The sequence below is a fragment of the Achromobacter xylosoxidans genome (assembly GCF_014490035.1).
Taxonomy (GTDB): Bacteria; Pseudomonadota; Gammaproteobacteria; order Burkholderiales; family Burkholderiaceae_B; genus Achromobacter; species Achromobacter bronchisepticus_A.
On the sequence record NZ_CP061008.1, the window covers coordinates 4,779,404 to 4,800,756 of the forward strand.

Sequence of the window (21,353 nt, forward strand, 5' to 3'; positions counted from 1 at the left end):
GCTCCTACATGCGGGCCAGCAGGCCGCCGTCGATCGCCAGGACGTGTCCGTTGACGAACGAAGCGCCCGGCGAGGCCAGGTAGACCACGGCAGGCGCGATATCTTCCGGCGCGGCCCAGCGGCCAGTCGGCACCGCCGTGGCCAGGAAGGACTGGAACTGCGGATTGTCCTGCAGCCCCTGCGTGAAATCGGTGCGCACGAAGCCGGGCGCCAGCGCATTGCAGGTGATGCCGCTGGCGCCGTATTCGACCGCCAGCGCGCGGGTGAAGGCAGCGATGGCGCCCTTGGCGGTGGCGTAGGCGGCGATATTGGGCATGGTGGCCTGCCCCGCCACGGACGACATCAGCACGATGCGGCCGAAGCCGCGCTTGCCCATGCCGGGCAGCACGGCCCGCGCGCAGTGGAAGGCGCCGTTGACGTGCACGTTCTGCAAGGCCTGCCATTCGGCGGAACTCATCTCCACCACGGGCTTGCGGTTCTGGTTGCCGGCATTGCTGACCAGCACATCAATTTCCAGCCCGGCGCTCTCCAGTTGCGCGACGGCATCGGCCACGGCTTGTTCGTCGGCGACGTCGAAAGGCGCCCCATGGGCCTTGATGCCTTCGGCCGCCAGGCGCTCGCAGGCGGCGGCGCAGGCTTCGCCGGACAGATCGTTGATTACCACCTGGGCGCCTGCCTGCCCCAATGCCCGCGCGATGGCGTAGCCCAGTCCCCTTGCCGCGCCCGTCACCAGCGCGACGCGCCCCGCCAGACCGAACGTGCGGTCCAGATAGTCGTGTTTCAAGCTTGTCTCCTTGGTTTTATATATGCCGGATTTCTTGGCCCGGCTGTGTCGCTGCATGCTTCCGTCCGGCGAAAACATGATTGACATAAATCTCAATATACGCGACTATTTTTAAACACTCAATAACAAGATTTTTTCTTTATCTCTCATAAAGAGTTCTGGTAGGAGACATCATGGCCCTGGAAACTCCCGGCTGCCCCGCAGCCAACGCCTTGCCGCCCCTGGCTTCACGCTTCCTCAAGGTTGCCGATCTGCCATGGAAACCGACGCAAGTGGAAGGCATAGACATGAAGGTGCTGATGCAGGACAAGGAGACCGGCTTGCTGACGGCCCTGTTCCGCTGGCAGCCCGGCACCGAGCTGCCGCTGCATGAGCACGTGGAAGTCGAACAGACCTTCGTGCTGGAAGGCTCGATCGTCGACGCCGAAGGCGAGGTCTGCGCCGGCGACTACGTGTGGCGCCCTCGCGGCAACCGGCACGTGGCGCGCGCGCCCAACGGCGCCCTGGTGCTGAGCTTCTTCCTGAAACCCAATATGTTCATCGACGCCTACGCCGGCCAGACGCTGGAGTAAGCGGCCCCGGCGCGACCGTCCGGCACAGGATGGCGCGCACAGAAACTAGCCCCCGAGGAGACATACCCATGAAGACCCGTTTGAAGAACAGCCTGGCCGCGTGCGTGCTGGGCGCCCTGTCCGTATCCGCCCAGGCCCAGGTGTCCGATGACGTCGTGAAGATCGGCGTGCTGGGCGACCAGTCCGGCATGATGGCCGACCTGTCCGGCAAGTTCGGCGTGGAAGCCGTGAAGATGGCCGTCGAGGATTTCGGCGGCACCGTGCTGGGCAAGCCCATCGAAGTGATCTCGGCCGACCACCAGAACAAGGTCGACATCGGCGTGGCGACCGCGCGCCGCTGGTACGAGAACGACAAGGTGGACCTGATCCTGGACGTGCCCAACTCCGCCATCGCGCTGGCGGTGCAGGACCTGACTCGCCAGATGAAGCGCGTGGTCATCTTCACCAGCGCAGGCTCCGCCGACCTGACCGGCAAGGCCTGCTCGCCCAACGGCATGCACTGGACCTACGACACCTACGCCTACGCCACCGGCGTGGCCAACGGCGTCATGGAAGACGGCGGCAAGAGCTGGTACTTCATCACGTCCGACTACGCCTTCGGACATTCGCTGGAACGCGATGCCATGGCAGTGGTCAAGGCCAAGGGCGGCCAAGTCGTGGGCAGCGTGCGCCACCCCATCGCCAGCGCGGACTTCTCCTCGTTCCTGTTGCAGGCGCAGGCGTCGAAGGCCCAGGTGATCGGCCTGGCCAACGGCAGCGGCGACACCATCAACAGCATCAAGCAGGCGTTCGAATTCGGCATCATGGGCAGCAAGCAGCGCGTGGCCGCCCTCTTCATGAGCATCGTGGACGTGCGCAGCGTGGGACTGGAATACGCGCAGGGCCTGAACCTGGTGGAACCCTTCTACTGGGACCTGGACGACAAGTCGCGGCAATGGTCCGAGCGCTACTTCAAGCGCACCGGCCGCATGCCGTCCATGGTCCAGGCCAGCAACTACAGCGCCACCATGCACTATCTGAATGCCGTCAAGGCCGCAGGCACGGACGCTTCCGAACCGGTGCTGAAGAAGATGCATGAGACGCCCATCAACGACTTCATGACCGAGAACGGCCGCATCCGCGAGGACGGCCGCATCATGCGCGACCTCTACCTGTTCCAGGTCAAGAAGCCCTCGGAATCCAAGCGCGACTGGGACTACTACAACCTGGTGCGCAAGATTCCGGCCGAACAGGCCTTCCGTCCGCTCAAGGACGGCGCCTGCCCGCTGGTGAAATCATGATGGACGGCGCGCTTGGACTGCTGACCGGCAAGCGCGCCATTGTCACGGGGGGCGCCAACCCCCGTGGCATAGGCGCCGCCATCGTCGAGCTCTTCATCGCCCAGGGCGCCACGGTCGCGGTGCTGGACCAGGCTTATCCGGAGGGGGCCAACGCGGCACTGGCCGCGGGCCGCATCGACCTGCACTGCGACGTGTCCCGCTCGGCCTCCTGCGAGGCGGCGGTCGCGCGCGCCCGGGAAGCGCTCGGCGGCATCGACGTGCTGGTCAACAACGCCGGCATCGTCGCGGCCACGCGCATCTGGGATTTGCCCGAGGACGAGTTCCGCCGCATGGTGGAAGTGAACCTGACCGGCACCTACAACGTCACGCATGCGGCGCTGCCCGAATTGCTGCAAAGCCCGCGGCGCCCGGCCATCGTCAACCTGGGTTCCACCGCCGCCCTGCGCGGCGGCGGTCTCCTGGGCGGTTCGCACTATGCGGCGTCCAAAGGCGGCGTCATCAGTTTCACCAAGGCGCTGGCCCGCGAGCTGGGGCCGCGCGGGGTGCGTGCCAATTGCGTGGCGCCCGGCATCATCGAAACGGACATGACGCTGGGAAAATTCGGCGAAAATTGGGAACAAGAACTCAAACAGGGCATTCCGCTGCAGCGCTTCGGCTCGCCCGCCGAAGTCGCCCAGGCCATACTTTTCCTGGCCTCGGACCTGTCCTCCTACTCAACCGGCATCGTGGTCGACGTCAATGGCGGCTTCCACATTCACTAGGCGCGCCCTCCCGCAATGAGCACTCCAGACCGCATGTTGTCCATCCTCGACCTCTTTCGCGACGACACCACCGCCGCGTTCCAGGAAGACGTCATGGCGCATCTGGACTGCTCGCGCGCCACGGCTTACCGCTACCTCAAGTCGCTGACCGAAAGCGGGCTGCTGGCGCCGACCTCGGGCGGCGCCTATGTGCTGGGTTCGCGCATCATCGAGCTGGACCGCCACCTGCGCCAGCACGATCCGCTGATGCGCGCGGCGCGTGACGTCATGCGCGCCACCGGCGACGAGCTGCACGCCAACCTGATGCTGTGCAACTACTACGGCGACAAGGTCATGTGCGTGGACCGCTACTGGACCGACGATTCCATCGAATCGAGCTATGCGCGCGGCCGTCCCTACACCATGTTCCATGGCGCCACCGCCAAGCCCATCCTGGCCAACCTGCCGCCGTATCAGCTGCGCAACCTGATGCTGTGGCACGCCGCGGAAATCCGCGAGGCCGGGCTGGGAGAGGACTGGGACGAGTTCCGCGCCAACCTCAAGCGCCTGCGCGCGGCCGGGGTGTACGTGTCGCATGGCGAGGTCGACCCGGGGTTGATAGGCATAGGCTCGGCCATCTTCAGCGCCGAACAGAAGGTCGTGGGCAGCCTGGTATTCATCGCCGCGGAAGCGCGCACCTCGGCCGAGCGGCTGAAGGTACTGCAGGCGCGCATCCAGATCGCGGCCGCGCAGGTGTCGCGCAATCTGCAGGCCCCGCAAAGCAACGGCGCGGCGGCGATCGGCATCATGCCGTCGCGGCCGCGCCGCATCAAGACCCCAGCCAAGTCAAAATAGCCCCACGCCGCGCCTCCGGCTTGCCGCCCCCCGAGGGGGCGTTTTTGCCTTGGGACGGCCCGGCGGCAAAAAAACGCCGGCCAGGTCCAGACCTGAGATCAGGCCTTGTTGTAGCGCTCGGCGCTGCGAACGATTTCCTCGTGCGCGGCGTCCAGGCCCTTCCAGCCCTTGACCTTGACCCACTTGCCCTTTTCCAGGTCCTTGTAGTGCTCGAAGAAATGCTGGATGCGGGAGATGTCTTCCGCCGGCAGATCTTCGTAGGACTTGATGTTGCGGTACGGGGGGTACAGCTTTTCGATCGGCACGGCCAACAGCTTGGCGTCGCCGCCCGACTCGTCGTCCATTTCCAGCACGCCGATGGCGCGGCAGCGCACCACCGCGCCGATCTGGATCGGGAACGGGGTCAGCACCAGCACGTCGGCGGGGTCGCCGTCTTCGGACAGGGTTTGCGGGATGTAGCCGTAGTTGCACGGGTAGTGCATGGCGGTCAGCATGAAGCGGTCAACGAAAATCGCGCCCGTGTCCTTGTCGACCTCGTACTTCACCGGGTCGGCGTTCATGGGGATTTCGATGATGACGTTGAAGTCTTCCGGCAGCTTCTTGCCAGGGGAGACGCGATCAAGACTCATGATTCAACCTTGTTGTGTGTCTGAAGGATTGTTCAAATCGAGCCGTCGTCCTTGAACGGCGGCTTGGTAGCCGGCACGGGCGCGGCGGCCGGCGCGGGCTTGGACCCTGCGGGCGTAGCCGGCGCGTACGTGGGCACGGGATCATCGAAAGCCGCCGCCGGGATGGGGGCGCTGTCGAAGTACTCGTCGATGTCGGAGGTACTGCCGCCGGCCAGCGGAGCGTCCTCGGGAGCCAGCGCGCGCTCGCGCTGTTCTTTGTTCACGCGGGCGTCCGGATCCAGCACGTAGTCGGAGGCCGAGGCCGCCACGGCCGGCGGCAACGCGGGGTAATCGCCGCCGAGTTCGGTGTCGTCGCTGTCGACGTCGGACAGACCCACCGCATAGCCGCCTTCGGCGTCCACGCGATAAGGATCGGAACCGGTATCCGCGGCCGGCAAGGCGGCATCCGCCGCCAGCACCGGCAGCGCCATGCTGGCCGCCGTTGCCAGACGCCAGTGGCGCACCGCGTCGGCGGGACGGTCCAGGCGGTCATACAGGCTGCCCAGCAGCGCATGCGTCTGCGCATCGCTGCGGCGGCTGAGGCTGCGCAGCAGATAGCGTTCGGCCTGGCCCCAGAGCTGGCCGTTCAGGCACAGCATGCCCAGCGCGGTGAGCAGGTCCGGATCGGTGGGACGCTGTTGCAGCCAGGTCTCGGCGCGGGCCAGCCGGCGCGAGACTTGTTCGGCTTCGCAGCGGGCGTAGGCGGCCACCAGGGCCGGATTGAACTTCACGGCGACCGCGGCTTCCAGCACGCGCGCGGCCTCGCTGGCTTCGCCGGCAGCCTCGAACGCCGCCGCGCCCGACAGCGCGATTTCCGGCAGGAGGCGCTCCTCGGCCTTCAGATCCTTCCAGATGGCGCGCCAGGCATCGCTGCCGCCCGCGGCGGCGGCGCGCAAACGCGCCGCGCCCGAGGCGTCGATCAACTGATCGGCTTCGGAACGGGCCAGCGCATTGCGACGTACCAGGCCGCGCGCCAGCGTGAAGACCTGTTCGTCGTGATGCAAGGCGGTGTGCGCACGCAGCAGCAGGCGCATGGTGTGCAGATGGCGCGCGCCGCCGTCGGCCAGCGGCTCCAGCACGGCCAGCGCGCGCTCGGCGCGGCCCTGGTCCAGCAGCATGTCGGCCGACACGGTGGCAGTGGCTTCGATCAGACCGGCGTCCGTGCCGGCTTGTTCCTGCGCGATCGCCAGCAGGCGGTCGCGGCGGTCGAACTCGCCCAGGCCATGCGTGGCGCGGGCGGCGGACAAGGCCGCCAGCACACGGCGCGTCTGGACCTTGGTCTGGTCCAGCAGCTTGGTCAGATCTTTTTCGGCGGTGGTGTAGCGCCCTTCCAGCAGGCCGATCCAGCCGCGTTCCAGCAGTTCGTGGTCGCGCGCCTGGGCGCGCTTGCCGCGCCAGGCCCGCACGCGGTCGGGAATGGCCAGCAGCCATGCCAGCAGGCGCAGGCCCACGTACAGCACGATGAAGGCCGCGACGATCAGCAGGACCGCCAGCGTCAGCGACATGCTGATGCGCCACGGCCAGACCAGCAACAGCACGTTGCCGGAGTGCGAACGCAGCACCACCGCCAAGGCGACGGCGATGACGGCGAGCAGCAGAGTCCAGAACCAGGTACGCATAAGCCTCAGTCCTGTCCGCTGGTCTTGAAGCCTGCGGCGCGCAGCGCGGCCACGGCGTTGAGGCTGTCGGCCACTTCCGGCATGCGCACGGCAATGTCGGTCTGCGCCAGTTCGCGCGCCAGGGTCTGGGCCGCGACGGTGTCGGGGGAACGGCCGTCGAAATACTTGGCGAGCGTGACGCCGACGTTGTCGAGTTCGCTCTTCCAGACGGCGGGCTGGCGCATCAGCATGGCCAGTTGCGCGGTCAGCAGGCGCTGGCGCAGCGTGCCGCGCACCTGGTCGGCCTGTTCGGGCGACAGCAGCAAGGCAGCGGGCTCGTCCACGCGCTGGATCGTGATCAGGCCGCCCAGTTCATGCGCCAGCGCGGAGCCGGCGCGGCCGGGCCAGGAGGCCATTTCGGCGCGCCAGCGCTGCCACCAGGGCGCGTCGGCCGGCAGGCCGGCCAGCGGATCGACCGCGGGGGCCGGCGCGGCAGCCGGAGCGCTTTCGCCGGCGGGCGCCACGCCCGGGGCCGCGGCGTCCGGCACCAGCAGGGGCGCCTTGCCAATCAGCGCCACCAGGCGGTCGATGCGGGCCGACAGGGCGGGGATATCCACGGTGGACACGGCGCGCAGGCGGTCCAGGTCGCCGTTGATGGATTGCTGCAGGCTGGAGAAACGCGGGCGGTCGGCGCGCGCCAGGCGCGATTGCGCCGTTTCCAACGCCACGATCGCATTGGAGACATTGCCCGCCAGGCGCAGTTGCTGGTTGGCGATGGTCAGCAGGCGTTCGACGTCGTTGGCGAGCAGTTCGTCGCTGGCGCTGTCGTTGAAGTTCTGCCAGGCCAGTTGCAGGGCGCTGTACTGGCTTTGCGTTTCGCGCACGGTGTCTTCGAGTTCACCGACACGGCCGGCCTGGGCTTGCGCCAGGGCCAGGGCCTCGCGGGTGTCCTTGCGGGCCTGCGCCAGGTCGGCGGTCAGCGTTTCAAGGCGCGTGGCGACTTCGCGGCCGGCGGACACGAACTGGGTGCGCTGCATCCAGAGGGCGTAACCCAGGCCGGCTGCCAGCAGGATGAGGATGATGAGGGCGGGGACCAACGGGCCACTGCCGCGCTTGGCCGGACGGGCCTTGACGGAATCGGCCGGGGCCGATGCGGGCGCGCTTGCACCCGGGGCGGCCGTCGGAACGACCGGATCGGTAGCGGGAGTCTTGTCTGTCATGACGCGATTGTATTCGGTGTCAGTCCGATGCAACGAATCAAGCAGCAACAAAAGCCTGGAATATCGACTCGTCGTTGGGCAAGCAGATTTTTACCATCGGCCGCGCCCCGCCTTCATGACAGGCCTGTGGCAGACGGCGTTCCAAGGAGGGATGCGTCAGTACGAAGCGGCACCGCGCCCACCAGTCCGCCAGCCCGGCCGCGTCCAGGCCGGCCCGCAGGGCCTCAGCGCCCTCGCCGCTGGTGATCAGCCAGGTGGCTGGAATACCCGCGTCAGCCCAGCGCCGCAGGCTGGCGACCTGGTCCGCTCCCCAGCTCGCGGGGCGCCGCAGATAGGCGGCATGGCGCGTCACGGCAGCGCCTTGCGCCTCGAGCTTGTCGCCCAGCCAGTCCCTGCCCTGCGTGCCGCGCACCAGCAGCACGCGGGCGGGCATTTGCGGCAGCCCCTGCAAAACCTCCCAGAGCGCCTCGGAGTCGTGACTGGGCGCGCTTTCGGGGGGATGCAAAACTGTTGTATTCACGCCAAAACAGGGGGATAGGCGCAAGGCCTGGGCACTGGCCGGCCCGACCGTTGCGGCGATGACGCCAGCCGGCCAGGGAGCCGCCCCGTCGGCCTGTGCCCACTGTTCCAAGTACAACTTGGCCGCGTTGCCGCTGACGAACACGACCATGTCGAAGTCGGCAGGGCGCGGCGGCCCGCCCGCGGCGGCGGGCAAGGCCAGGATTTCCAGGGCGGGAAGAATGCAGGACGTCCAGCCGGCGCCGGCCAGGCGGTCGGCCAGCGCCTCGTTGCGACCTTCGGGCCGCGTCAGGATGGCGACCCGCGGCGGTTCGGCGGCAGCGGACGCCATGGCCATCAGTCGACTCTGGGCGGGTCTTGCAGCAGTTCGCGCAGGATGTCCTGCGCGCCCGCGTCCAGCAGCGCCTGCGCCGCGGCCTCGCCGATCGCCTGGGCCTCGGCCACCGGGCCGCTGCGGGCCGCATGGACCATGCGCACGCCGTCGGGCGACGCCACCAGCGCGCGCAGCGACAAAGTGCCGCCGGCGATCTCGGCATACGCCGCCAGGGGCACCTGGCAAGATCCGCCCAACTTGCGGGACACCGCGCGCTCAGCCACCACACAGGAGGTGGTGCCGGCGCTGATCAAGGGGGCCAGCCAGGCGCGCATGTCGTCGCGGTCGTCGCGGATCTCGATGCCCAGGGCGCCCTGCCCGGCGGCAGGCAGGCTGTCTTCCGGTTCGAGCAGGCTGCGGATGCGCGACCCCAGACCCAGACGCTCCAGGCCAGCCGCAGCCAGCACGATGGCGTCGTATTCGCCTTTGTCGAGCTTGCCCAGGCGGGTGTCGAGATTGCCGCGCAAAGGCTTGACCACCAGCTCGGGATAGCGCGCGCGGATCTGCGATTCGCGGCGCAGGCTGGACGTGCCCACGACGGCGCCCGCCGGCAAGTCGGCCAGCGAGTCATGGGTATTGGAGACGAAGGCATCGCGCGGATCCGCGCGATCGAGGACGGCGCAAAGCTCGAACGGGGCTTGCAGATCGACCGGCACGTCCTTCAAGGAGTGCACGGCCAGATCGGCGCGCCCGTCGAGCAGCGCGTTTTCGAGTTCCTTGACGAAGAGACCCTTGCCGCCCACCTTGGAGAGCGTGCGGTCGAGGATCTGATCGCCTCGGGTCGTCAGGGTGAGCAGCTCAACCGCGCACGCCGGGTACAGCGTGCGCAGCCGGTCGCGCACATGCTCGGCTTGCCACAGGGCAAGCCGGCTGGCGCGGGTCGCGATGACCAGGCGTTGCGGTAGAGACACGAGACGGCATCAAACAAAATTGGAGACGATGACCGTCGCGACCACCCCGAGGATGGCCAGCACGAAAAGGCCCTGAAGGAGGCTCAGGCCCGATTCGGATTGCTGGGGATCGGTGGATCTACGCAGACTCATGTGCTGATTCCTTGGAAGCGGTTTTGCGGCTTGCCAGCCACCGTCCAAGGACAACAACGAGCAAGGCGCCAATGATTTCTGCGCCGATTTTAACCGCAGTGGGCTGTACGCCGAATTGACGTTCGACAACCACGTCGGTGATCAGCATGCCGCCGGCGATCCAGCCCAGCAGTGCCGCGCCCAGCGTAACCACCAGCGGATAGCGGTCGATGAGCTTGAGCACCAGGGTGCTGCCCCAGATGATGATGGGCACGCTGACGATCAGGCCGAAGGCGACCAGGCCGATCTGATGGTCGGCGTGGGCGTTCTGGGCGGCGCCGGCGATGGCGATCACGTTGTCCAGGCTCATCACGAAGTCGGCGATGATGATGGTCTTGATCGCGGCGGCGATGGATGTGCCGCCCTTGATGTTGCCATGGGCATCATCCTCGGGAATCAGCAGCTTGACGCCGATCCAGACCAGCAGCAGGCCGCCCACGACCTTCAGGAAGGGAATCGACAACAGCGTCAGGGCGAAGGCGATCAGGACCACGCGCAGGATGATGGCGCCCGCGGTACCCCACAGAATGCCTTGCATGCGCTGCTTGGGCGCCAGATTGCGGCAAGCCAGCGCGATCACGACGGCGTTGTCGCCGCCGAGCAGGATGTCGATGAGGATGATCTGGAATACCGCTGTCCAACTCAGCGTCTGGAAAAACTCAAGCACTATGAACCCCCGAAGGCATTATGAAAAGAGTGGCCGGTCCCGGTCCGGCAAGGCTCGCCGCGCATGGCGCGGCGAGCTTATTCAGTACAACTTATTAGTATAATTCAGCTTTCAGTCAGCTTTCTGGCGCATCAGCAAAACTTTACCGATAGCCAGCACCAGCACCGCGCCCAGCACGCCCGTCATCAACGCAAAGCTATGCTGCGTGATTCCCAGGGCCGCATCGATGCGCGCCACGGGTTCTTCCAGGGCCGGATCGCCCACCAGCAGTTCGCCAGCAATGAAACCCAGGAGCGCCGCGCCCACCCAGACGATGACCGGGAAGCGCTCGATGACCTTCAGGAGCAGCGTGCTGCCGAAGATGACCAGCGGAATACTGATGGCCAGGCCCAACACCAGCAAGGTCGTGTCGCCCATGGCGGCGGCGGCAACGGCCACCACGTTGTCCAGGCTCATGACCAGGTCGGCAATCATGATAGTGCGGATTGCGGTCAGCAGATTGCCTTGCGTCTTGCCGCCGCCATCTTCCTCGCCTTCGGGCAACAGCAGCGTCACGCCGATGTAGACCAGGAGCAGCGCGCCGATCAGCTTGAGCCACGGCAGCAGGAGCAGCTTGGCCGCTACCAGCGTCAGCACGATACGCATGATGATCGCCGCGGCGGAGCCGACCACGATCGCTTTTTTCTGTTGGGCCGGAGGCAGCGAACGCGCCGCCAGCGCAATAACCACGGCGTTGTCGCCCGATAGCAGAATGTTGACCCAAATGATCTGGAGCAACGCTATCCAGAATGCCGCTGAACTGAGTTCCATGCCTCTCTTTCCTAGGTGTGATCCCCCTAGGACGAACCAAATGAATGGGTGAAAAAAAGATAAAAAAATCGTACTGACCGCCTTGGTGCGAGCCCGGCGGCATTCTTGCTTGGTACGCGTGGAATTTCTTTCATTATAGTTTCGTTCAGCTTTCCGTATGTTTGCCAGGCCGCGCCATGGACGCGGGATTTCCCTAGGATTGCGGAAAAAAAACGAAAAAAAGCCCGCCATAGCGGGCTTGGGTTGGCGGATGCCAGCCGCCGGGAGCCAGGGGTTTGACGCCGGGAGCGGGACTTCCGCCAGCAGGCCGCACGCCGGACGCAAGCAGCGTCCAGACGAGCGGCCAGGCGCTTTTTACAGCACCGACTTGAGCAGCTTGCCCATTTCGGACGGGTTGCGCGTGGTGCGGATGCCGCAGGCTTCCATGACTTCCAGCTTGGCGTCGGCAGTGTCGGCGCCGCCGGAGATCAGCGCGCCGGCGTGGCCCATGCGCTTTCCGGGAGGAGCGGTGACACCAGCGATGAAGCCGACGACCGGCTTCTTCATGTTGTCCTTGGCCCACTCGGCAGCGTTGACTTCGTCCGGGCCGCCGATTTCGCCGATCATGATGACGGCGTCGGTGTCGGGATCGTCATTGAACATCTTCAGCACGTCGACGTGCTTCAGGCCGTTGATGGGATCGCCACCGATGCCGACGGCGCTGGATTGACCCAGGCCCAGCTCGGTGACTTGCGCCACGGCTTCGTACGTCAGGGTGCCCGAACGGCTGACGATGCCGATGCGGCCCTTGCGGTGGATGTGACCGGGCATGATGCCGATCTTGATTTCGTCGGGGGTGATCAGACCCGGGCAGTTCGGGCCCAGCAACAGGGTCTTGCTGCCCTTGGCCTTCATGCGGTTCTTGACTTCCAGCATGTCGCGGACCGGGATGCCTTCGGTGATGCAGATCACCAGATCCAGTTCGGCCTCGACGGCTTCCCAGATGGCGGCAGCGGCGCCCGCGGGCGGCACGTAGATGACGGACACGGTGGCGCCGGTGTCAGCCTTGGCGTCCTTCACCGAAGCGAAGATCGGCACGCCTTCGAAGTCTTCACCCGCCTTCTTGGGGTTCACGCCGGCCACGAAAGCGGCCTTGCCATTGGCGTACTCACGGCACATGCGGGTGTGGAACTGGCCCGTCTTGCCCGTGATGCCCTGGGTGATGACCTTGGTGTCCTTGTTGATCAGAATCGACATTTGTGAATCCTTGGATTTTTCTTTACTTGACGGCGGCTACGACGCGGGTGGCGGCTTCAGCCATCGTGTCGGCGCTGATGATCGGCAGACCGGAGTCGGCCAGCATCTTCTTGCCGAGTTCTTCGTTGGTGCCCTTCATGCGGACGACCAGCGGCACGTTCAGGTTGACGGCCTTGCAAGCAGCGATCACGCCTTCGGCGATGACGTCGCAGCGCATGATGCCGCCGAAGATGTTGACCAGGATGGCCTTCACGCTCTTGTTCTTGAGCATGATCTTGAAGGCTTCCGTGACCTTCTCGGCGGTGGCGCCGCCGCCGACGTCCAGGAAGTTGGCCGGCTCGCCGCCGAACAGCTTGATGGTGTCCATGGTGGCCATGGCCAGGCCGGCGCCGTTCACCAGGCAGCCGATGTTGCCGTCGAGCTGGATGTAGGCCAGGTCGAACTTGCTGGCTTCGATTTCAGCCGGATCTTCTTCGTCCAGGTCGCGGTAGGCGACGATTTCCGGGTGGCGGAACAGGGCGTTGGGATCGAAGTTGAACTTGGCGTCCAGGGCGATGATGTTGCCCTTGCTGTCGCGGTTCAGCGGGTTGATTTCGACCAGGGAGGCGTCGGTGTCCATGTAGCACTTGTAGAGCTTCTGGAACACGTCCACGGCCTGGGCGGTGGAGTCAGCGGGCAGGCCGATCGCGTTGGCGATCTTGGTGGCTTGCTCGGCCGACAGGCCGGTCAGCGGGTCGATGTATTCGGTGATGATCTTCTCGGGAGTGGAGTGGGCCACTTCCTCGATGTCCATGCCGCCTTCGCTGGAAGCGATGAAGGCAACCTTCTGGGTGGCGCGGTCGGTGACCAGCGACACGTAGTATTCCTTCTGGATGTCGGCGCCGTCTTCGATGTACAGGCGGCGGACCTTCTGGCCTTCCGGGCCGGTCTGGTGCGTGACCAGCTGCATGCCCAGGATTTCCGAGGCCAGCTTGCGGACGTCGTCCAGCGAGCGCGCCAGCTTCACGCCGCCGCCCTTGCCGCGGCCGCCCGCGTGAATTTGTGCCTTGACGACCCACACCGGTCCACCCAGCTTTTCAGCGGCAGCCACGGCCTCGTCGACGGAAAGAGCGGGAATCCCGCGCGGCACGGGGACGCCAAATTGCTTCAGCAGTTCCTTGCCTTGATACTCGTGGATTTTCATGTGTTACCTGTCAGGACGTATGAGAAAAAGAAGGTGAATCGGAGGACGAATCGGCCGATGCCTCAGCGCTACCCCCGGTGTACCACTTGGGATAGTGCTCAGCCACCACCGGGCCGCGGGTGCTTAGCGCGTGGCAGCCGTCCAGTTGGAATGGACGCCGGTTCGGGTTGTTTTCCTGCCGCCGGCGGTTGGCCATGGTCTGGACTGCCGCGGTGGGCAGCACCTGCGACAGCTCGGTCATGTGCGTACAGCCCTCCACGTGCCCGAACCGCTCCTTGACCTGCCGGCGGAACCCTTTGAGCAGGTTCATGCCGATCAGATCAGTGTAAGCCGGTTCGATGGCCATGCAATGCTCGCCGTAGGGAGCGGCGTCATAGACGGCCTGCGCCGCCACGATCGCGAAATTCTCGTCGATGGTGATGCGCAGATGCATGTGGTGGATGGGTTGTCCGGCCTTGAACATCTCGCCGTCGCGCTTGGGGAAATCGTACGCCTTGACGTCGATCAGCTCGGCTTCCAGGTCCCAGAGCCCGTCTTCGCGCGCATACGACTGCACGCGTATGGAACGCGTGTGCAATGGTTGGCGAGGATAGTCCGGCGGTGGCAAGGGCATGCTGGGGGCCTGCGGGGCGAGATGCCTGCGCATGGTGCGCGGCAACAAAACCTTCAAAGTATAGCGCAGGCGGCCTGCGATCAAGCCTCCTGACTGGCGCCTGACGCGCCGCCGCAGAGCGCGGCGGCCACCCACAGGCCCTGGTGCTGCAGCTGGCAGGTGATGCGGGCGGCGGCCAGATGGCGCTCTCGCTCCGGGGAGTATTCCTCCAGTCCCCGCCGGCAGGCTTTCAGGCGCGCCTCCAGCGCGCTCCAGGCGCGCGCGAAGGCGTCCGCCCGCGCCGCCGGCCGACTGGCGGCCAGCTCGGCGGCAGCCCGTGGACCGCAATAGAGGCTGATAACGTCCGCATCGCCCGTCCACGACTGCGCGCCGGTCAGATCCACGCCCGGCAGGCCCAGCCGGGACAGGCCGCAGAGGATATAGGGGCCATAGTAAGAGAAGGAACTGTTCCAGCGCGCGCCCGCGGGCATCCTCGGCCCCTTGGGCGTTTCGGTCCAACCGGGCGCGGCTAGCGGGTCGCGCCGCGCCAGTTCCGCGGCCAGCCAATCCCGGGCGGCCTGGCGCTGCCTTGGCCGGGACGCTGGCAGATGCAGCAGCCACAATTCCACCGGGGCGCCCTCCCCTGTCAGCCTCAGCGGTCCGGTCACCGCTGCGTCCAAGGCGTGGCGGGACTGCCGATCCAGGCCTGGCCCGCCGGAATGGCCTCGCCCTTGAGCACCAGCGTCAGCGGCCCCAGGCGCGCCCCCGCTTCGACCCGGGTGTCGTACAGGATGGTGCTGCGGGGCCCGACGTTGACGGCATCGCCGATGCGGACCATGCCGATTTTCATCACGCGGTCTTCGAACAGATGGGTCTGCGGCCCGGACCAGGCGTGCAGCACCGCGTCGTCGCCGATCGACACGCAGTCGTATTCGGTGATGTCGGTGGTATCCATGAAGACGCGCTTGCCGATGCGGGCGCCCATGCAGCGCAAGGCCAGCGGCAGCCAGGGCGTGGCCCGCAGGAAGTTGAAGAAGTTCGGGACGGCGATGGACTCATACAGGCTGGTGACCGCTTCGCTCTTCCAGACGAACGGCGTCCACATGGGCTCGGCGCGCGGCTTGTAGCGGCCGATCAGCACCCATTTCAGCGCCACCAGGAACAGGAAGGCGCCCACGCCATACAGCACGCCGGCCAGCATCAGCTCGTCGAACGCGGCGACGAAGCCTTCGCGCGCGGCCATGGGGATGACCTTCATCACGGTCAGATAGCCCACCGCGATCACCACGGCCAGCGGCAGGATCATCCGCATGCCCTCGACACCGCCCCGCAGCACTTTGCGGCCCAGGCTGGGCCGGAACGTCAGGTGCGCGGGAAAGCCCGCCGTCTGCTCGCGCGCCGGCAGCGCCAGCGGCGGATTGCCCAGCCAGGTCTGGCCGCTGGCCATGCGGGCGTTGGCCGGCGCGCGGCTCTGCACGCCGATCAGCACGTCATCGGGCAGCACCGAGCCGTCCGGCACGTAGGCGCCGTTGCCAACGAAACTGCGGTTGCCGATGACGGTGGGCCGCATGGTCATCCAGCCGCCGTCGATTTCCTCGTCGCCCAGCATCACGCCGTCGGCGATGAAGCTGTCGCGGCCCAGGGTCAGCATGTCGGGCACCACGCCCATGGCGGTGGAAATCTCCGTGCCGCGCCCGACCTTCGCGCCCAGCAGGCGGTACCAGTTGCCCGCGTAGATCGAAGCGTACAGACCGTGCAGCACGCTGAGGCTCGATTCCTGGATCTGGTTGGTCAACCAGCGCCGCAGGTAGATCTGGCCATACACCGGCCAGCGGCCGCTGGCCAGACGGGGCAACAGCGTCCAACGCAGCAGCGCCGATACCAGCACCGTCAGCATCAGCAGCAAGGCGCTGGCAGGCAAAGCCAGCAGCAGATAGCTCAGGAAGGCTTGCGGCCAGGGTACGCGCGCGCCCATCAGGTCCAGCCAGCGCGCGTCGATCCAGTCGATCAGCACGAAGCTCGGGAACACCGGCATGAAGAACAGCGCGGCGATCAGCGTACCGCCGGCCGCATAGGCCATGCAGTCGAGCCGGCTCCAGATGCCCTGGCGCTGCGGCCGCGGCGGCAATTCGGGAGCGCGGGCCTGCGGATCGTGGCGCGCAGGCGCCCCGCTCCAGATCTGGCCCGCAGGCACGCGGTCCCCCTGCGCCAGCGAAGACAGCCCGTCCAGCCGCGCGCCCTCGCCCATCGCCACGTCGCCTTGCAGCACCGAATAGGAACCGATGTAGGCATTATCCGCCAGCGTGATCGGCGCAACCGTCCACTCGCCGCCGCGCACCGAGAAATTCTCCAGGTTGACCGCCGCGCCGATGCTCACGCCGTTGCCCACCGACAGCAGGTCGGGCGCGCGCACGGAGACTCGGCTGATGGCCGCATCGCGGCCGACGCGCGCTCCCAGCGCCCGCAGATACCAGACCTGCAGCGGAGATCCGGCAAGCAGATGCGCGGGCGGAATGTCCATCACCCGGTCCACCAGCCACCAGCGGTAGAACAGCCAGCCGTACATCGGATAACTGCCGGGCTTGAGCCGCCCTAGAATTCCCCACTTGCAGGCCACGGCCACGCCGAAGCTCAACAGATTGCAGGCCAGGTAGCTGGCGATGGACAGGGCCACCGCGCGCAAGACGGAGTCGCCCTCGTCACCCGTAAAGTAGTGGTAAGTGAAGAACGGCGTCAGCCAGATCAGCATGCGTACGCCGATCAGCAGCGGTAAGGCCGCCAACTGCGCCAGGCCGCAAGTCCAGCGGCGCCACTCAGGCGCGGGCGCCGGATCGGCGCCAGTCCCAGCGACGCCCGCCGGTTGGGCCGCGGCATTTTCGGCCAAGGCCAGCGCGTCCAGCCGGGCCGCAAGCGTCCCCAGCACAGGGTGCTGGTAAAGCTCGTGCATGGTCAGCGCGGAAAAATGCGGATGCTTGCGCAGCGACGACACCAGACGCGCGGCCAGCAGCGAGTGGCCGCCCAGATCGCGGAAGAAGTCGCTGGCCAGCCGCAGCGGCTGCCCTGGGAACAGCGGACGCAAGGCGTCGAACAAGGCCTGCTCGCCCGCCGTGACGGGCACGTCGTCTTCGCCGCTGGGCTCGGACACGGCCTCCAGTTCGCGCGCCTTCAGCGCCTTGCGGTCGATCTTGCCCGAGGTCAGCCGGGGAACGTCGGCCACCAGCTCGAAGCGCGCCGGAATCATGTAGGCGGGCAGGTCCGCGCCCAGCGCGGCGCGCATCGCGTGCGGGTCCAGCCGCTCCTCGCCCTCGGGCTTGAGGAAGGCCACCAGTTGCTCGATGCCCGCGAGATCGCGCAGCACCACGGCGGCGGCGCCCACGCCCGGCAGGCGGTAAAGCGCGGCTTCGATTTCCCCGAGTTCGACCCGGAAACCCCGCACCTTGACCTGATCGTCGCTGCGGCCCAGGCAATGGATCTGCCCGTGTTCATCGATGCGCGCCAGGTCGCCGCTGCGGTACATGCGGGTGTCGTAATCGCCAGCCGGGCGCGGATTGGCCAGGAACTTCTCGGCCGTCAGCTCGGGCCGGCCCAGATAGCCGCCGGCCACGCCGGGACCGGTGATGCACAGCTCGCCCACCTGCCCTTGCGGCAGCACCGCGCCGTCCTCGCCGCGCACCAGCATGCCGTAGTTGGGCAGCGGCGTGCCTATGGTCACGGGCTCCCCGGGCAGGAGTTCGGCCAGGCTGGCGGACACCGTGGTCTCGGTGGGGCCGTAGGTATTGAACAGGCGCCGCCCGGGCGTGGCCCAGCGCGGCACCAGGAAGTCCGGGCAGACCTCGCCGCCCAGGTTGACGATGCGCAAACCGGGTACGTCGCGCGCGAACAGCGCCAGCAAGGTCGGCACCGCGTGCAGCACGGTAATGCCTTCCCGCACCAGCGCGTCCGGCAGGCCTTCCGGGTCCGTGGTCAGCATCTTGGGGGCCACCCACAGCGACGCGCCGACCAGATAGCTGATCCAGATCTCTTCGAACGACATGTCGAAGGCGACCGAGAAACCCTGGTAGACCTTGTCTTCGTGGCGCACGCCCAGCACCGCGTTTTCGCTGCGCAGGAAGTGGCAGATACTGGCGTGATTGATGGGCACGCCCTTGGGCTTGCCGGTGGAGCCCGAGGTGTAGATGACGTAGGCGGGATGCTCGGGCAGCAGCCCTTCCCGCCTGCGCAAAGCGCCCTCGACCGGCTCCGACAGCGCCCAGGTGGTCCAGGTGACCATGCCGTCCAGCCGGACCTCGGCGCCCGCGACCAGTCCGCGAGCGCCCGCATCCTGCAGGCAGACCAGCATGCGGTCCGCCGGCGTGTCGGATTCAAACGGCAGCCAGGCCGCGCCCGCCTTGGCGATGGCCGCCTGCATCACCAGCAGGTCGGCGCCGCGCGGCAGGCACAGGCCCACGATATCGCCGGGCCGCACGCCAGCCTCGATCAGATGATGCGCGGCCAGATCGGCGCGTTGGCCGAGTATGTCGTAGGTGAGAGTGTGATCCAGCCAATGAATGGCGACGGCGGCGGGATGCCGGCGGATCGTGGCTTCCAGAATGTCGGGCAGCGTCTCTGCGAGCAGCAGGTCGGGCCGACAGGGGCCTTGGAGAATCATAGGAACGGCAAGGATCCAGCAATGGGATTTTTGCGTATTGACCCACGCCGCGGAAATTCGTTCAAGCAAGATTGAAAAAAAAATCGGCGCCACGCCCCAGCTGTGGCTTGCAGCCATCACCGGGATCTTGCGGCCGCAAAGAAAAAGCCCTGATCCGCGCGCGGCATGCGCGGATCAGGGCTGGCGCCGGCCTCAAAGTATCCGGCGGCGTTGCGGCAAGCTGTCTGCTCAGGCCGCCTGGCGCAAGGCTCGGGCCGCCTGCACCATGCCGATCAGCGCGGCTTCGGTTTCAGGCCAGGCGCGCGTCTTCAGTCCGCAGTCAGGATTGACCCACAGACGCTCCTTGGGCAGACGGGCCGAGGCCTTCTGCATCAGGCCGACCATCCAATCCACTTCAGGCACGTTCGGCGTATGGATGTCGTACACGCCGGGACCGATATCGTTCGGATAACGGAAGTCCTCGAACGCCTTGAGCAGCTCCATATTGGAGCGCGAGGTTTCGATCGTGATCACGTCCGCGTCCATGGCGGCGATGGACTCGATGATGTCGTTGAACTCCGAATAGCACATATGGGTGTGGATCTGCGTTTCGTCGCGCACGCCAGCGGTCGACAGGCGGAAGCAATCCACGGCCCAATCCAGGTAGGCCTGCCAATCGGCGCGGCGCAGCGGCAGGCCTTCGCGGATGGCGGGCTCGTCGATCTGGATAACGCTGATGCCGGCGGCTTCCAGGTCCACCACTTCGTCGCGCAGCGCCAGCGCCAGCTGGCGGCAAGTCTGCTCGCGCGGCTGGTCGTCGCGCACGAACGACCATTGCAGGATGGTGACCGGGCCGGTCAGCATGCCCTTGACCGGCTTGTCGGTCAGCGACTGCGCGTACGACGACCAGCCCACCGTCATCGGCGCCGGACGCGCGACGTCGCCAAAAATGACAGGCGGCTTGACGCAGCGCGAGCCATAGCTCTGAACCCAGCCGTTCTTGGTGAAGGCGAAGCCGGCCAGCAGCTCGCCGAAGTACTCCACCATGTCGTTGCGCTCGGGTTCGCCGTGCACCAGCACGTCCAGGCCCACCTTTTCCTGGAAGCGGATGACTTCCTCGATCTCCTTGCGGATGGCGGCCTCGTAGCCCGAGTCCGTCAATGCGCCCGACTTCCAGTCGCGGCGCAAGGCGCGGATTTCCGCGGTCTGCGGGAAGGAACCAATGGTCGTGGTCGGGTAGGCGGGCAGGCCCAGCTGTTCCTGCTGGCGGGCGATGCGGCCGGCGAACGGCGCGCGGTCGCGCGACACCGCGGCAGCGCCAGCCATGCGCTGGGCGACGGCCGGATTGTGGATGCGCGTCGAAGCGCGGCGGGCGGCGAGCGCGGCGCGCTGCTTGGCCAGGCCGTCCTGCGCGGCGGCTTGCGTGGCGCGGTCCAGGGCGCGGCCCAGCAGGCTCAGTTCTTCCAGCTTCTGCGCGGCAAACGACAGCCAGCTCTTGAGTTCCGTGTCCAGCTCGGTTTCATGCGCCAGGTCCACCGGCACGTGCAGCAGCGAGCACGACGGCGCCAGCCACAGGCGGTCGCCCAATTGCTGCTTGATGGGGGTCAACGTGGCGATGGCCGCGTCCAGGTCGGTGCGCCAGATGTTGCGCCCGTTGATGACGCCAGCGGACAGCACCTGCTCGGCGCCCAGGCCGGCGGCCACTTCCGCCAGCTGCTCGGGCGCACGGACCAGGTCCACATGCAGGCCGGCCACGGGCAGGCCCAGAGCGGTCGGCAGATTGTCCTTCAGGCCGTCGAAGTACGTGGCCACCAGCAGCTTGACCGGACTGGCAGAGAGCTGCTCATAGGTCTGCTTGAACGCGCCGCGCCAGGCTTGCGGCAGGTCCAGCGCCAGAATGGGCTCGTCAATCTGCACCCACTGCACGCCCAGCTTGGCGAAGCGCGCCAGCACTTCCTGGTAGACCGGCAGCAGCGCGGCCAGCAGTTGCAGCTTGCCCTCATCGGCGGCGCCGGCGGCAAAGGCGTCGCCCTTGCCCAGATACAGCCAGGTCAACGGCCCGGGGATCACGGGCTTCACCGCGCAACCCTGGGCCTGCGCTTCCCGGACCTGTTCGAACAGCGATTCGCGGGCGATGCGGAAGGTCTGGCCCGGCGCCAGTTCCGGCACGATGTAGTGGTAGTTGGTGTCGAACCACTTGGTCATTTCGCAGGCAGCGGCGGGCTTGCCCGACGGCGCGCGGCCGCGGCCCATGCGGAACAGCGTGTCCAGCGTGACGGGTTCGCTGTCGTTCTGGCCGAAGCGGGCAGGCACGGCGCCCAGCAGCGTGGTCCATTCCAGGATCTGGTCGTACCAGGCGAAGTCGCCCACCGGCACGAACTTCAGGCCGGCGGCGGCCTGCAGCTTCCAGTGCCTGGCGCGCAGCTCGCGGCCCGTCTGCTCAAGATCCCCGGCGGTCTGCCGGCCGGCCCAATAGGCTTCGACCGCGCGCTTCAGTTCACGCTGCGCGCCGATGCGGGGGAACCCCAAATTATGAATCGTAGTCAT

19 protein-coding genes are annotated in these 21,353 nt (G+C 66.8%); 4 read left to right on the forward strand and 15 right to left on the reverse strand.

Going from position 1 to position 21,353, the window contains the following annotated elements; genetic code table 11:
- Positions 1 to 4: 4 nt before the first annotated feature.
- Positions 5 to 784, reverse strand: coding sequence for an SDR family NAD(P)-dependent oxidoreductase (locus IAG39_RS22175; protein WP_059379187.1), 780 nt, complete (start codon positions 782 to 784; stop codon positions 5 to 7).
- A 173-nt stretch (positions 785 to 957) separates the two neighbouring features.
- On the opposite strand from IAG39_RS22175, the gene IAG39_RS22180 reads away from it, so the two are divergent.
- From IAG39_RS22180 to IAG39_RS22195, 4 genes are all read left to right on the forward strand, one after another.
- Complete coding sequence (locus IAG39_RS22180) at positions 958 to 1,356, forward strand: cupin domain-containing protein (RefSeq protein WP_054451069.1); 399 nt, start codon at positions 958 to 960, stop codon at positions 1,354 to 1,356.
- Between the two features lie 68 nt (positions 1,357 to 1,424).
- Entirely contained in the window at positions 1,425 to 2,636 is a 1,212-nt protein-coding gene (locus IAG39_RS22185) for an ABC transporter substrate-binding protein (RefSeq protein WP_059379190.1), read from the forward strand.
- On the forward strand, positions 2,633 to 3,397 hold the full coding sequence (locus IAG39_RS22190; protein WP_223283513.1) for an SDR family NAD(P)-dependent oxidoreductase: 765 nt from the start codon (positions 2,633 to 2,635) through the stop codon (positions 3,395 to 3,397). The genes IAG39_RS22185 and IAG39_RS22190 overlap by 4 nt, the downstream gene beginning before the upstream one ends.
- A 15-nt stretch (positions 3,398 to 3,412) precedes the next feature.
- Complete coding sequence (locus tag IAG39_RS22195) at positions 3,413 to 4,231, forward strand: IclR family transcriptional regulator (RefSeq protein ID WP_118934939.1); 819 nt, start codon at positions 3,413 to 3,415, stop codon at positions 4,229 to 4,231.
- A gap of 98 nt (positions 4,232 to 4,329) precedes the next feature.
- Here the strand turns inward: IAG39_RS22195 and ppa are convergent, their stop codons facing one another.
- The 14 genes from ppa to metE all read right to left on the reverse strand — a co-directional run bounded on the left by ppa (position 4,330) and on the right by metE (position 21,353).
- Positions 4,330 to 4,860 (reverse strand): inorganic diphosphatase, encoded by a 531-nt coding sequence (gene ppa, locus IAG39_RS22200; RefSeq protein ID WP_013392552.1) that lies wholly within the window; start codon positions 4,858 to 4,860, stop codon positions 4,330 to 4,332.
- 32 nt (positions 4,861 to 4,892) lie between these two features.
- The gene (locus IAG39_RS22205; RefSeq protein WP_118934941.1) at positions 4,893 to 6,518 is read right to left on the reverse strand and encodes a heme biosynthesis HemY N-terminal domain-containing protein; all 1,626 of its coding nucleotides are present in this window, start codon (positions 6,516 to 6,518) and stop codon (positions 4,893 to 4,895) included.
- A gap of 5 nt (positions 6,519 to 6,523) precedes the next feature.
- The gene (locus IAG39_RS22210; protein ID WP_059379198.1) at positions 6,524 to 7,717 is read right to left on the reverse strand and encodes a uroporphyrinogen-III C-methyltransferase; all 1,194 of its coding nucleotides are present in this window, start codon (positions 7,715 to 7,717) and stop codon (positions 6,524 to 6,526) included.
- A gap of 37 nt (positions 7,718 to 7,754) precedes the next feature.
- Complete coding sequence (locus IAG39_RS22215; protein ID WP_118933338.1) at positions 7,755 to 8,573, reverse strand: uroporphyrinogen-III synthase; 819 nt, start codon at positions 8,571 to 8,573, stop codon at positions 7,755 to 7,757.
- A complete protein-coding gene (hemC, locus tag IAG39_RS22220) occupies positions 8,573 to 9,520 on the reverse strand; it encodes a hydroxymethylbilane synthase (protein WP_118933339.1) in 948 nt (315 codons plus the stop codon). Before hemC ends, IAG39_RS22215 begins: the two co-directional genes overlap by 1 nt.
- Before the next feature lie 9 nt (positions 9,521 to 9,529).
- The gene (locus IAG39_RS31670) at positions 9,530 to 9,652 is read right to left on the reverse strand and encodes a hypothetical protein (protein WP_042792647.1); all 123 of its coding nucleotides are present in this window, start codon (positions 9,650 to 9,652) and stop codon (positions 9,530 to 9,532) included.
- Entirely contained in the window at positions 9,639 to 10,358 is a 720-nt protein-coding gene (locus IAG39_RS22225; RefSeq protein WP_059379201.1) for a TerC family protein, read from the reverse strand. Before IAG39_RS22225 ends, IAG39_RS31670 begins: the two co-directional genes overlap by 14 nt.
- Positions 10,359 to 10,469: 111 nt before the next feature.
- Positions 10,470 to 11,168 carry a TerC family protein gene (locus tag IAG39_RS22230; RefSeq protein ID WP_118933340.1) on the reverse strand — a complete coding sequence of 233 codons (699 nt, stop codon included), beginning with the start codon at positions 11,166 to 11,168 and terminating at the stop codon, positions 10,470 to 10,472.
- Positions 11,169 to 11,522: 354 nt separating this feature from the next.
- The gene (gene sucD, locus IAG39_RS22235) at positions 11,523 to 12,404 is read right to left on the reverse strand and encodes a succinate--CoA ligase subunit alpha (protein ID WP_013392545.1); all 882 of its coding nucleotides are present in this window, start codon (positions 12,402 to 12,404) and stop codon (positions 11,523 to 11,525) included.
- A 22-nt stretch (positions 12,405 to 12,426) separates the two neighbouring features.
- Positions 12,427 to 13,587 (reverse strand): ADP-forming succinate--CoA ligase subunit beta, encoded by a 1,161-nt coding sequence (gene sucC / locus IAG39_RS22240; protein ID WP_059379204.1) that lies wholly within the window; start codon positions 13,585 to 13,587, stop codon positions 12,427 to 12,429.
- A 10-nt stretch (positions 13,588 to 13,597) separates the two neighbouring features.
- A complete protein-coding gene (locus IAG39_RS22245; protein ID WP_059379336.1) occupies positions 13,598 to 14,200 on the reverse strand; it encodes a DUF2889 domain-containing protein in 603 nt (200 codons plus the stop codon).
- A gap of 80 nt (positions 14,201 to 14,280) precedes the next feature.
- Complete coding sequence (locus tag IAG39_RS22250; RefSeq protein ID WP_262422093.1) at positions 14,281 to 14,808, reverse strand: 4'-phosphopantetheinyl transferase superfamily protein; 528 nt, start codon at positions 14,806 to 14,808, stop codon at positions 14,281 to 14,283.
- 35 nt (positions 14,809 to 14,843) lie between these two features.
- A complete protein-coding gene (locus IAG39_RS22255) occupies positions 14,844 to 18,827 on the reverse strand; it encodes a Pls/PosA family non-ribosomal peptide synthetase (RefSeq protein WP_118933341.1) in 3,984 nt (1,327 codons plus the stop codon).
- A gap of 228 nt (positions 18,828 to 19,055) precedes the next feature.
- On the reverse strand, positions 19,056 to 21,353 hold the full coding sequence (metE, locus tag IAG39_RS22260) for a 5-methyltetrahydropteroyltriglutamate--homocysteine S-methyltransferase (protein WP_118933342.1): 2,298 nt from the start codon (positions 21,351 to 21,353) through the stop codon (positions 19,056 to 19,058).

Bases quoted from the DNA above. Each gene is read 5' to 3' on its own strand.
- IAG39_RS22180 (WP_054451069.1), top strand. From the start codon at position 958: ATGGCCCTGGAAACTCCCGGCTGCCCCGCAGCCAACGCCTTGCCGCCC.
- IAG39_RS22185 (WP_059379190.1), top strand. From the start codon at position 1,425: ATGAAGACCCGTTTGAAGAACAGCCTGGCCGCGTGCGTGCTGGGCGCC.
- IAG39_RS22190 (WP_223283513.1), top strand. From the start codon at position 2,633: ATGATGGACGGCGCGCTTGGACTGCTGACCGGCAAGCGCGCCATTGTC.
- IAG39_RS22195 (WP_118934939.1), top strand. From the start codon at position 3,413: ATGAGCACTCCAGACCGCATGTTGTCCATCCTCGACCTCTTTCGCGAC.
- ppa (WP_013392552.1), bottom strand. From the start codon at position 4,860: ATGAGTCTTGATCGCGTCTCCCCTGGCAAGAAGCTGCCGGAAGACTTC.
- IAG39_RS22205 (WP_118934941.1), bottom strand. From the start codon at position 6,518: ATGCGTACCTGGTTCTGGACTCTGCTGCTCGCCGTCATCGCCGTCGCC.
- IAG39_RS22210 (WP_059379198.1), bottom strand. From the start codon at position 7,717: ATGACAGACAAGACTCCCGCTACCGATCCGGTCGTTCCGACGGCCGCC.
- IAG39_RS22215 (WP_118933338.1), bottom strand. From the start codon at position 8,573: ATGGCCATGGCGTCCGCTGCCGCCGAACCGCCGCGGGTCGCCATCCTG.
- IAG39_RS31670 (WP_042792647.1), bottom strand. From the start codon at position 9,652: ATGAGTCTGCGTAGATCCACCGATCCCCAGCAATCCGAATCGGGCCTG.
- IAG39_RS22230 (WP_118933340.1), bottom strand. From the start codon at position 11,168: ATGGAACTCAGTTCAGCGGCATTCTGGATAGCGTTGCTCCAGATCATT.
- sucD (WP_013392545.1), bottom strand. From the start codon at position 12,404: ATGTCGATTCTGATCAACAAGGACACCAAGGTCATCACCCAGGGCATC.
- sucC (WP_059379204.1), bottom strand. From the start codon at position 13,587: ATGAAAATCCACGAGTATCAAGGCAAGGAACTGCTGAAGCAATTTGGC.
- IAG39_RS22245 (WP_059379336.1), bottom strand. From the start codon at position 14,200: ATGCCCTTGCCACCGCCGGACTATCCTCGCCAACCATTGCACACGCGT.
- IAG39_RS22255 (WP_118933341.1), bottom strand. From the start codon at position 18,827: ATGATTCTCCAAGGCCCCTGTCGGCCCGACCTGCTGCTCGCAGAGACG.
- metE (WP_118933342.1), bottom strand. From the start codon at position 21,353: ATGACTACGATTCATAATTTGGGGTTCCCCCGCATCGGCGCGCAGCGT.